General features: G+C 40.2%; 8 protein-coding genes. 6 read left to right on the top strand and 2 right to left on the bottom strand.

Translation table 11 applies throughout. The features are described 5' to 3' along the window. Positions 1-355: 355 nt before the first annotated feature. The 3 genes from proV to KCG35_RS00645 all read left to right on the top strand — a co-directional run bounded on the left by proV (position 356) and on the right by KCG35_RS00645 (position 3,422). Positions 356-1,549 carry a glycine betaine/L-proline ABC transporter ATP-binding protein ProV gene (proV, locus tag KCG35_RS00635; RefSeq protein WP_215817723.1) on the top strand — a complete coding sequence of 398 codons (1,194 nt, stop codon included), beginning with the start codon at positions 356-358 and terminating at the stop codon, positions 1,547-1,549. A gap of 49 nt (positions 1,550-1,598) precedes the next feature. Further along, positions 1,599-2,444 carry an ABC transporter permease gene (locus KCG35_RS00640; RefSeq protein WP_215817724.1) on the top strand — a complete coding sequence of 282 codons (846 nt, stop codon included), beginning with the start codon at positions 1,599-1,601 and terminating at the stop codon, positions 2,442-2,444. 111 nt (positions 2,445-2,555) lie between these two features. Next, the gene (locus tag KCG35_RS00645; RefSeq protein WP_215817725.1) at positions 2,556-3,422 is read left to right on the top strand and encodes a glycine betaine ABC transporter substrate-binding protein; all 867 of its coding nucleotides are present in this window, start codon (positions 2,556-2,558) and stop codon (positions 3,420-3,422) included. Positions 3,423-3,579: 157 nt separating this feature from the next. Here the strand turns inward: KCG35_RS00645 and KCG35_RS00650 are convergent, their stop codons facing one another. Both KCG35_RS00650 and KCG35_RS00655 read right to left on the bottom strand, forming a co-directional pair. Next, positions 3,580-4,086, bottom strand: a complete 507-nt coding sequence (locus KCG35_RS00650) for a protease complex subunit PrcB family protein (protein WP_215817726.1) — start codon at positions 4,084-4,086, stop codon at positions 3,580-3,582. 283 nt (positions 4,087-4,369) lie between these two features. Continuing rightward, positions 4,370-6,220 carry a cellulase family glycosylhydrolase gene (locus KCG35_RS00655; protein WP_215817727.1) on the bottom strand — a complete coding sequence of 617 codons (1,851 nt, stop codon included), beginning with the start codon at positions 6,218-6,220 and terminating at the stop codon, positions 4,370-4,372. 763 nt (positions 6,221-6,983) lie between these two features. Here KCG35_RS00655 and KCG35_RS26215 point away from each other — a divergent pair. The 3 genes from KCG35_RS26215 (at position 6,984) to KCG35_RS00670 (ending at position 11,768) form a co-directional block, all read left to right on the top strand. Beyond that, positions 6,984-9,548: a glycosyl hydrolase family 18 protein gene (locus KCG35_RS26215; RefSeq protein ID WP_230408918.1), complete on the top strand. Its 2,565-nt coding sequence runs from the start codon at positions 6,984-6,986 to the stop codon at positions 9,546-9,548. A gap of 249 nt (positions 9,549-9,797) precedes the next feature. Next, entirely contained in the window at positions 9,798-10,925 is a 1,128-nt protein-coding gene (locus tag KCG35_RS00665) for a hypothetical protein (protein WP_215817728.1), read from the top strand. Between the two features lie 51 nt (positions 10,926-10,976). Continuing rightward, a complete protein-coding gene (locus KCG35_RS00670; protein ID WP_215817729.1) occupies positions 10,977-11,768 on the top strand; it encodes a crotonase/enoyl-CoA hydratase family protein in 792 nt (263 codons plus the stop codon). The last annotated feature ends 5 nt before the right edge of the window (positions 11,769-11,773 follow it).

An 11,773-nucleotide genomic window follows, 5' to 3' on the forward strand; every position in this document is an offset into this window, starting at 1 on the left:
TCTTGTTCTTAGCTTACTCAAAACTTCAGTTTCTGCGTCAAATGGAAAAAATGAAGGCTATCTGCAACCCCATAACAACTATTTATTACTTGGTTTAAATATGAATGATGTAGGGTCCGCCAAATAGCAACGCTGTAATAAAGCTTGAGTATAGTAACTCAGCAGAGCTGCACGATGATCAACTATTGTTGGTTTGCCTCGCTTCCCAAGACCAACTAAGGTTCCAGTATGCTTATTGAGTTAACAACTAGATCATACACTCCGAGCAGAGGACGTTTTGCCCTATCACTTTTCTGAAGGTCTTCCTTTTTCTCGTTGATACACAGCCCACGAGGTAGACCAGTCAGGGATTTCCATGACAGAGAAAATCGTTGTTAAAGACCTTTATAAGATATTTGGGCCAAGTCCCGAACAGGCACTGACGCTGTTAGCCGAGGGAAAGAGTAAAGATGATATCTTCAAGCAAAGCGGTAATACGGTAGGTGTTCAGGCGGCCAATTTCACCATCAAAGAAGGCGAAATCTTTGTCGTTATGGGGCTATCCGGCTCCGGAAAATCCACCCTGGTGCGGATGCTCAACCGTCTGATTAAACCGACAGCAGGCACAGTGTATGTCGATGGTGTGGATGTTACCCATATGTCTCGTAGACAGCTTATCGAATTGCGCCGTGCAGAGATGACCATGGTATTTCAATCCTTCGCACTGATGCCCCATCGTACCACACTGGAAAATGTTGCCTTCGGCCTTGAGGTGGCAGGGGTCGAAAAGTCGATTCGCCATGAACGAGCCTACCAGGCTCTCGATCAGGTGGGCCTCAAGGCCAATGCGCGCAGCTACCCAGATGAGCTGTCTGGTGGCATGCAGCAGCGGGTGGGGCTAGCACGGGCACTGGCGGTCAATCCCTCAGTGATGCTGATGGATGAGGCTTTTTCTGCGCTGGACCCGCTGATTCGTACCGAGATGCAGGATGAGTTATTGCAGTTGCAAGCGCAGTCCCGACGTACCGTAGTGTTTATCTCTCATGATCTGGATGAAGCCATCCGTATCGGCGACCGCATCGCGATTATGGAGGCCGGAGCTGTAGTGCAGGTTGGTACTCCTGAGGAGATCGTCAATCATCCAGCCAACGAATACGTGCGCTCGTTTTTTTACGGGGTTGATGTCAGCCAGGTATATAGCGCCAAGGATATCGTTGACAGTGAGTCCGTGCCGGTATTTTCGTCACCTCAATTAACTGTACAGGCGGCGCAAGAGGCACTGTTCAAGCAGGCTGCACACTGTGCGGTCGTAACTGATGAAATGGGGCACTTTCTTGGTATGGTGACCATAGATTCTCTGCAACAGTCGCAAGCAGCGCAGCAAGCTACGCTGAGTGATGCGTTGGTCACCGCAATTTCCACAATTCCGGCCGGTATGCCGCTGCATAAGCTGATCAAACAGGCAGCAGATAGCACGCTGCCATTACCAGTGGTTGATGAGCAGAAGATTTATTGCGGCTCAATAACCCAGAATAATGTGTTGAAAACACTGGTTCGGAAGGTGACCTGAGTGTAACAGACACACGTCGCCCGATATCCAGTAATAAATGGAGCATAACATGGCTCTTGAAGGTAAGTTTGATATCCCTATCGGTGAATGGGTTGAACGCGGGGTGGATTGGATCCAGGTCAACCTTGAGCCAGCACTTGATAGCTTCGCTGCTGTGGTGGGATGGGTAGCTAACTCTCTAGAGGACAGTTTGTTGTTTATCCCGCCCTGGCTGTTGGCTTTGGTTATCATCAGCCTATCTTGGTGGCGTGTGGGCTGGCGGTTTGCACTGTTTGCCGTGATATCGATGGTACTGTTGATGGGCATGAATCTATGGGAAGAGTCTGTCGCCACCCTGGCACTGGTGATCGCCGCCAGTTTGGTTGCACTGCTAATTGGTGTACCCATTGGTATCGCCATGGCCCGTTCTGACCGTATCGAGGTAATCATACGTCCGGTGCTCGATTTGATGCAAACCATGCCGCCCTTTGTGTACCTGATTCCAGCGGCGATCTTTTTTGGTCTCGGCAAAGTGCCGGGTACTATTGCCACGGTGGTGTTTGCCATGCCACCAGCGGTGCGGCTGACCAACCTGGGTATCCGCCAGGTGAGCCGGGAAAATGTTGAAGCGGGCCGCGCTTTCGGCTGTACCGAGGTACAACTGCTGTTCAAAGTACAGATTCCTCTGGCAATGCCATCGATCATGGCAGGGGTCAATCAGACCATCATGCTCTCACTGTCGATGGTGGTGATCGCCTCGATGATCGGCGCTGGTGGGCTGGGCAATACCGTGTTGACAGGCATTCAACGTCTCAATGTCGGCTTAGGATTCGAAGGTGGACTGGGAGTCGTAATCCTGGCGATTCTGCTAGATCGCCTGACCCAAAGCTTTGCACCACGATGGCGTCGCAAGTGAAATGCATCAATAGAGCCAGAGACTCATAGGCAACCTCGCTGAGCAGCTAACACCAAGTAGCAAATTGCCGAGCGGTGTCACTATTTGATTTAGCTAAGGAGAGTAAATCTAATGCGAAACGCAACCGTAAAACTGATTGTCGGGCTATTGCTAACCCTGGGGATAAGTCTGGGGGCAGTGGCCGAGCCGATAAAGATAGGTTGGACTGCCTGGTCAGATGCTGAGTTTGTAACCAAGCTGGCAGCTCGTCTAATCGAGAAGCGTATGGGACATGAGGTGAAATTAATCCAGACCGATATCGCCCCACAATACCAGGGGTTGGCCACTGGTAGCATTGACTTTATGATGATGTCCTGGCAGCCCATCACCCATGAGGACTATATGAACAAAGTCGGCAATAATGTGGTGGATCTTGGTATTCTCTACGGATATGCCCGGCTGGGGTGGGTGGTGCCAGACTATGTACCACAAAGCCGAGTAAACTCCATTGCTGATCTCAACAAGAAATCAATTCGTGAAAAACTAGAGGGACGCATCACTGGCATCGATCCTGGGGCTGGCCTTACCCGGCTATCTAAGAAAGCCGTCGAGGTCTACGGACTAAAGGACTACGAGCTGCAGATTTCCAGCGGTGCCGGTATGACTGCAGCGCTGGAACGTGCGATCCGACGTAATGAGTGGATTGTGGTAACAGGCTGGAGTCCCCATTGGATGTTCGGAGCTTATAAACTGCGCTACCTGCAAGACCCAAAAGGAGTGCTGGGCAGTTATGAGCGGGTCCATGTCATTGCCCGCCGTGGCTTCTATCAACAATTCCCAAAATTAGCATTAATGCTAAGCCGAATGTTCCTGCCCATTGATCAGCTACAGCACGCCATGTACGACGCCCAACAGCGCTCGTATGAGAAAGCCATTGATACCTTTATCAAGGCTCATCCCCACCAAATCAGCTACTGGTTAACCGGCGAACTCAAGTGAATTTAGCAGTCAATCGATACCTACTCACTATTTTGGTCAAATCATGATGCGAAAAAAGCAAAAAAAGAGGACATCCATAGTTGAACACCAACCAAAAACTAACAAGATCACCTAAGTATTAAGTTGTCACTTAAATTTAGGTGATACAATTTAAAACTTAACGGCAATGATAAACTTGGTAGTTTTCCTTAAAGACTATATCGGTACGTGGATCTGCAGGAATGAGTACAAGTTTAGCCGGTTGAGTAAATGCCATAGTCACGATACAGCTTGGACCTGGAACTTTTGATTTAACAGATACTTCAATATATTTTCTATTGTTTGTTTCTTTTTGAACGGCTTTAACAACATCAATGTTATAGCCACCAGTTGCCTTACTGCCCATGAATGCCCCAATGACAACATACTTACTAAAATCAACTTCATCAGAAGCATTATTTCCATATGGAAATAGGCTGGCAAGCTCTTGTAGTTTTGCAGAATTTCTCACAGCTTCAAGTCGTTTTCCATATTGAAGCGAGTGTAGACCTTTAGCAATCACTTTTATTGGTAGAATGCTCTCCGTAGAATTACGCTCGTCATCAGCCGATGCTGTTTGTGCTACGGACAAAGAAAGTAATGTACAAAATAAACTTGCTGTTAATCCTTTGATTATAGGTTGCATACGACGCTCCTTATGTCGAATGAACTTGTTGCAGAATATTTTTTACCGAACAATTGTACTTCTAATGACGTATTTTTTATTGATAAAAATCAAACCATATCCAAAGGCTTTAGTTTTACAGCTTTCATGGTTTATTAGACTGTGTAAAAATTTGCTTATTGTTAGTTATTTTAATGATACCCTAAAATGTACAGTTAATACTGAAGAACACCCTAGCATGACTAGCAGTGTCCTTCTTATCTAGCTTAAAAAATAAAAAAATACTGCTGGCTTATATGGCAGTTCATTGAAAGCTTACAGGGCTAACCCGCTGATGTATGCTATTTCTTAACTGAAGCTGTAATAAATTTCTTTGTTCAGTAGGTATAGTCTCTGCTGGTGCTATTAATATAAACTGCATACGTTCTTCAGTGGGAGCATAACGATAAACACGTCCACCTTGTCCTTCTGTCATTATAGAAATATCACTTAACTGACTATATTCACCATTCCAGTTTTCAATAGAGTCCTCTGTAATCAGGACTAATGGTTTTCCCATAAACCATCCAGGTAAATATAACTCTAAGCCGGCGTTTAATGGCTTGCCATACCAAGTAAGCCATACAAACGGCTTATTTTCCAACCATACTTGATCATTCAGTTTTATTGAGGCCCAATAAGCTTTTTTACCTTTTGTATTGGGAATACCGCCTTCGGCAAAATAAAAATGCTGCAGTTGTCCTGGGATACGTCTTGGATAGGCTCGCTCAATGAGTTTTTGAGCAACATTGTATGTTTTACCCCAATCCGCCACTACAGAGAAGTCTTCATCATTCCAGGCATCTTTAGTTTGCATTAATTTATTTGAATTAAAGTTTTGTAATTCATGGTGGTTTCCATAGTAATAGTCCCAATGCCATTGGGTAGATGATATAAATGGACTATAAAATACCTGACGAGTACCCTCTTCAGTCACCTGGGTTGATAACCCTTGATATATTCCTTGTAGCATACGATTGGTATCTTTACTGCCCTTTCCATGTAGCCACATACCAAACTCACTAACAAACGGTGGCATTTTTAAAAAATCAGCTTCTTCAACTATCTCCTGAAACGAGTCTACATACGTTTTATTTTTAACTTTAGATAAATTCCAGCTCATTCGCGCAGCATCATAAAAGTGACTATTAAAAACAAAACCCTGACCGGGTGACTGCCACAAATGATGTCCACCTGTTGCTGGCGTTATAAACCCAACATTTGTATTCCAAAACACCAAAGGCTCAGCAAAAACCCAACGTGCTTGCCAACCTGACTCATCCATAACAGACCTCACACGTTGGTAAAAAGGCCACAAGCGTAAATTGTCCCACTCTTCCGCTGTTAAACCATTCATTCCACCATCAACTGGTTCATTAAAAGGATCTAACCCAACAATGTACCCAAACTCATCAGTAGACAAGTTCTCTTTTAAAAACTGCAGAACTTTTTCTAGCTGCCATAAATATTCATCTTGAACATATCGCTCACCTTTTTCAGTATTTACTGCAGAGTTCTCCCAGAAGCGTCGAAAGGCCAAACGTACCGCTTCATTGGTTAAATTATGTTGACTCCAGCTAACACATACTATTCCACAATACTCTGTAGGGTATTCATCCGTGGGCACAATCCATGCTGGTGCTCCATTTCCTGTATGCCAAGAGCCTTCATTAAACAAGTGGCGTGCATATAAATCCTGATGATAATCAACCAATACAAAAAAACCGTTGTCGATTGCTACTTTAATTTGAGCCACTACATCAGCAAGGTATCCATAATCTATACGGTCAACTGCAGGATGAACTCCTTCCCAAGCAATTAAAAACCGAATTATATTCGTGCCTGTTTTATCTTTTAATTGCTTGAGTGCTTTTTTTGCATCACTTACTGAACGAAATGGCTTAAAACCTTTTTCAACATGTTTAGTTGATCCTGAAACATTAAAGCCTCGCCAATAAACCTCACGCCCATAATGATCAATAAAGTTCCAGTGACCACCCTCACGTTGAGTAACACTAAGCATTGAGTCAGAAATTGTCTCAGCATGTAACATTGTTGACAAAAATGCTAAAACTATATATAAAAATTTATTCATAAAGCTACGATACTTATACATCAGCTCACCTTTATTTTAATTATAATTTCAATGAAAAACTAAGGTTATGGATAAATAATGACAAGAAAATGTTTTACTTAAAGTAAGAACCATTGAGATAAATTGATACAATATAAAAAATGATCACCTCCAGCACTTCATAAATATGGTATAATTTTTAATATCTATAAAAACCCATTTGATGTAAACCATTTATACGAATTCGATAGCTTATACTACTAAATAAACTCTAAAACTGCTTATATTAATCCATTCAACTTACATCATGTTTGCTCTTAATGATATAGGTCAATCCTATTTGGTATCGATAGTTTAAAAGAAAATCCTTCATCAATTAATACTTAATTAAAACATACTTATATATTGCACACGAAATTAACACTTGCTAATTTAGTATTTAAAACTTAACCTCTCACAGTTTATTTCAGCAAAAAAAATACACTCACCATAATTAGAATCAGTACCTTATATAGAATTTAATATTCATACATCTCATTTCACTAATAATTGATATTAGAAACGTAGAAGTCATATTATATGATTGACAATAAATATTTAATGGTTCTTACTTATTGTGTGAATTATTTTTTGCAAACTTAATTCGCTTCGCGAATTATTTAGTCACTCTAGAGGTAATACAGCCAAATAATGAGCAAATAGCTCAATAAATAAATCACTCAATATTTTTAAAACAATAAATTCTTTACCGCAGTTTATGTGGCCAGTATTTTTTGCCTATAAAAACGTATCAAGGAGAGAATATATGTACTCCAACATAATCAGACACAAGCTTATAAATACATTTATAGCCAGTCTAGCCTTAAGCTTAAGTTCTTCTTGTTTTTCAAATACAACAATATTAACCAATAATACTGAACACACTTATATAAACACTAATAAAGTTATTGGTACCTATTTTGTTGAGTGGGGGGTTTACGGCCGAAACTTCCACGTTAAAGACATTCCAGCTAAAAAACTAACCCATGTGCTCTATGGTTTTATTGCAGTTTGTGGTCCTAATGAATCATTAAAAAAAGAAAACCCTCAAGGCTATAGTGCACTTAAGCGAGAATGTACTGATCAAGTTGATTATACTGTAACGATTCATGATCGCTTTGCAGCACTTGAAAAAAGTTACCCTGGAGATAAGTGGGACGATCCTATTCGTGGAAATTTTGGCCAACTTATAAAACTAAAAAAAGAAAACCCTCATTTAACAATATTACCTTCAATTGGTGGTTGGACATTATCAGATCCCTTTTACTACCTCGCTAAAGATCCTCAAAAAAGATCTATCTTTATTCAATCAGCCATTAAGTTTTTAAAAACATACCCTTTTTTTGACGGAATTGATGTCGATTGGGAGTTTCCTGGCATTCCTGGAGCAAATCCAAACCTTGGTTCTCCAGAAGATAAAATAGCTTTTACCACCTTAATGCAAGAACTACGAGAAGCATTAGATTCACTGAGTCAAGAAACAGGAAAACATTACCAATTAACAGCCGCTACCAGCGCTGGGCCAAGTAAAATTAACAACATTGATTATGCTCAAGTAAGCAATTATGTTGATTATATTTTTGCAATGACCTATGACTTTTATGGTGCATGGGACAGTGTTCTAGGGCTCCATACAGGACTTTATGCTGCTTCTCATGAAAAAATACCAGCGTTTAATGCTCATGATGGTGTACAAAACATGATAAAGGCTGGCCTACCTGCATCTAAAGTTGTGCTGGGTGCAGCTATGTATGGTAGAGGATGGACAGGTATACAAGGAGGACAAACCCATTATCCTTGGGATGGCGAAAACGGTAAACCCATTCAGGGGTCATGGCAGCCTGGGGTCATTGACTATAAACATATAGTCAATAAATACCTGGGAGGTACCAATGGACAAGGTATTAACGGCTTTAAATATTATTATGATGAAACAGCACAAGCTCCCTATTTATGGAATCCCAATAAAGGAGAACTGGTTACTTTTGATAATCCACGCTCAGTTAAAGCTAAAGGTCAATATGTATTGAATAACGATCTTGCAGGTATGTTTACTTGGGAAATTGATGCAGATAATGGTGATATTATTGATGCTATCCATAAAGGGATGAATGCTGCTACAAACAGGAGTTATTCTAACCACTCATTAACAACTGTAGATTCAGAAATTGTTGACCCAAATACACCAATAGAAAACAGCCATGTGATACCACTCAGCAAAATAAAAGAAAGAGAACAAGAACTAACCAATACTGACCTTATGCAAAAAGTTAAGGCAAGTATTACAACCATTGATAATACAATAGTAGAACAAATTAGTGCTGGAAATTCAGCTAACCCTGATAATGTTAAACGCGTAGAAGCCATTATTTCTCAAGCAGACTGGGAATATCTCTTCCCCAAAAGAGCTCAGGAATATACCTACAGAAACTTTTTAAAAGCAATAGGAAAGTTTCCCGCATTTTGTGGTAATTACGACGATGGAAAGAATGCAGAAGCTATTTGTCGTAAATCATTAGCTACCATGTTTGCCCATTTCACTCAAGAAACCGGTGGACATAACCCTCATATGGATGTGCCAGAATGGCGTCAGGGATTGCATTATGTGAGAGAAATGGGTTGGGATGAAAATATGAAAGGAGGCTATAATGCTGAATGTAGCCCCGAAACCTGGCAAGGGAAAACCTGGCCATGCGGGAAATTCCCCAGTGGAGAGTACAAAAGTTATTTTGGACGAGGTGCTAAACAGCTTAGTTATAACTACAATTACGGCCCTTTTTCAGAAGCAATGTTCGGTACCACACACACGTTATTAGATAATCCAGAAAAAGTAGCTGAAACATGGCTAAACCTGGCCAGCGCTGTATTTTTCTATGTTTACCCACAACCTCCCAAACCTAGCATGTTTCATGTTATTGATGGCTCCTGGCAACCTAACGAACATGATAAAGCAGGAGGATCAGTGCCAGGATTTGGCGCCACAACACAAATTATTAATGGTGGTGTTGAATGTGGTGCAGCCACTGAACATCGACAATCCATTAATCGCATTAACTACTACAAGCAATTTAGTCGATATCTTGAAGTGCCCATTCCTAGCGATGAAATATTAGGATGTTCCAATATGAAGCGCTTTGATACTAAAGGCAATGGTGCTCTAAATATTTACTGGGAACAAGATTGGAGCTGGGATCAAAGTACACCATCTGGAAAAAGCTACAAATGTAAACTTGTAAACTATCAAACATCATTTAGCGCTTTTAAAGAGGGTGATTATATTAAATGTGTCACTCACTTTTTCGATGATATCATTATTGATGAAAGTAAATAGTCTTATATAAGTAAAAGGTGGAGGCTTCGTCATTTGAGATCTTCCCTAAAAATATTTCGCTGAGATTAAAACCAGGGTAACTCTTAAAATGCAATTTTTTAAGAGGTACCCTGATTTTAACTTAATAATACCTTTCTCACTCAGCAAACTCTTTTGATACATCACAATATTTCCTTCCCTCTATGCACAATAATTTACTTTAAAGATAATTTTTATAGGCTCTATCCTTAAACGAGGGGAATTCAAACGATGAATATCAAAAATATAAAATATAGCCTTATCTCTATTATATTTATTCTAATTTCATTTAATTCCTATGGATCACCGCCCCTGCTTAGCAAAGTAGTTAATATTCTTAATGAGACTGTAAATAATATGGCGGATGATGCACTTTATATAAAAATGCAAAAGCACTATCAAACATTACGTTTATTAGATACTGAAAATCAATGGGTTACACCGAAACTCAGTTCCATTTCAGACCAGCTACTACCCAAAAATATAAGTAAGCAAGATGCAAAACAACTTATTAAAGAAACTGCAAACAGTCTGGAGAAAAATGAATACCTTATAACTTTTTTGGAAAAAGCAGAAAATTATACTTTCAATGATCTCATCAATAAATCTTCCCATAACCGCCAGCAGCATTTAGCGGATGTTATTGCTTATGCGCTTGTCCAACAAAATCTAACCACAGCTATGTATGATGATTGGAAAATCATTGAAGATTGTAAAACAGTCTGGGCAAAAGCACGCACTAAAACTGATTTTTATAGTCAAATGGGACTTTTTTCAAAAGTAAAACTTGTTTCTGTTGAGTATCCAATTAGCAGAATCATTTCATTCCATAAAGAGAATTATGTTCCAGAGTATTTTACTAAACTATTACTACCACTCAATATTCTCGAAGCTGTAGCTGTTGATACTGAAAATGGCTTTCTTGACAACGCCATAGCAGGGTTAGTCTTAACTGCAAATAACCCAGGCGAACTGCCCAGTCGTTTTAATGATAATCATAAATCCATTCTCATTAGTATGCCATTACCTAAAAAGTGGGCTGATCTTTACAGCGTTTGGAATCTGGCATTTGTGTCACGCTATGAACATTTTCCCTACACAATGGTTAAGTTGTTAATTCCTAAAGTGAATAACTATTATGCTCAACCCGACGAGTATATTTATAACCGTGCTTTAGCATTATACACTCATATTCACTTTACATTTCTCGGTAGTGCTGATCGGGCTATAACTGGAGAAACCACATTTGACTGGAGTGATGAAGCATTTACTAAGCTTTTTGGGGAAGTTAATCGTGACAGTGCTTATGATTATGAAAAATCAGTAATAAAGTATAGACTCTCACATTCAGAAGAATAGTGTTTTCCTTTCACTTGGGGAATTCTAAATATAGTACTAAGGAGTCAAGCAATGGGCTGTATAAAATATGAAAAAGAAGGTCCACTCGCTAAAGTAGGTCTTAATCGACCTGAGAAGTATAATGGTATCAATATGGCTATGTTCAATGAACTCATAGCCACAATAGAAGAAATTTCATCGGATAAAACGATTCGCGCAGTGCTGCTATATGGTGAGGGTAAAGGTTTTTGCTCAGGATTGGACTTTACGGAAGTTGTCCAACAACCTCAAAACATACCTTATTTGATGAACTTTTCAGATGAAAAAATAGCCAATAAGGCTCAACAGGTAGGTTATGCCTGGACTGAGTTACCTGTTCCTGTAATCGCTGTACTTCACGGCCCAGTCTTTGGTGGTGGTTTTCAAATTGCTATGGGTGCCGATATTAGAATAGCTTCCCCCTGCGCAAAATTATCTATTATGGAAATCAAGTGGGGACTCATTCCTGATATGTCAATTACGACAACGTTACCTTATATAGCATCCTTAGATGTCATTAAAGAACTGATGTGGACAGGTCGTAAAGTATTAGCTGAAGAAGCTAAGGAACTTGGTTTGGTAACCTATGTTGATGAAAACGCGATGGCAAGAGGGTTATCTTTAGCACAGCATATTTGCCAACAATCACCCGATGCGATTTCACAAAGTAAAAAAATGCTTAATGAGGCCATTCAACTTAAACATGCAGAACGCTTAAAACTTGAAGCTGAATTACAAAGTAAGGTATTAGGTAAATCCAATCAATTAGAAGCCATGCAAGCTAATTTTCAAAAACGTACTGCTAATTATAAAGATCGTCAGTGACATTT

The sequence above is a fragment of the Zooshikella harenae genome, from assembly GCF_018837975.1.
GTDB lineage: Bacteria > Pseudomonadota > Gammaproteobacteria > Pseudomonadales > Zooshikellaceae > Zooshikella > Zooshikella harenae.

Bases quoted from the DNA above. Each gene is read 5' to 3' on its own strand.
- proV (WP_215817723.1), top strand. From the start codon at position 356: ATGACAGAGAAAATCGTTGTTAAAGACCTTTATAAGATATTTGGGCCA.
- KCG35_RS00640 (WP_215817724.1), top strand. From the start codon at position 1,599: ATGGCTCTTGAAGGTAAGTTTGATATCCCTATCGGTGAATGGGTTGAA.
- KCG35_RS00645 (WP_215817725.1), top strand. From the start codon at position 2,556: ATGCGAAACGCAACCGTAAAACTGATTGTCGGGCTATTGCTAACCCTG.
- KCG35_RS00650 (WP_215817726.1), bottom strand. From the start codon at position 4,086: ATGCAACCTATAATCAAAGGATTAACAGCAAGTTTATTTTGTACATTA.
- KCG35_RS00655 (WP_215817727.1), bottom strand. From the start codon at position 6,220: ATGTATAAGTATCGTAGCTTTATGAATAAATTTTTATATATAGTTTTA.
- KCG35_RS26215 (WP_230408918.1), top strand. From the start codon at position 6,984: ATGTACTCCAACATAATCAGACACAAGCTTATAAATACATTTATAGCC.
- KCG35_RS00665 (WP_215817728.1), top strand. From the start codon at position 9,798: ATGAATATCAAAAATATAAAATATAGCCTTATCTCTATTATATTTATT.
- KCG35_RS00670 (WP_215817729.1), top strand. From the start codon at position 10,977: ATGGGCTGTATAAAATATGAAAAAGAAGGTCCACTCGCTAAAGTAGGT.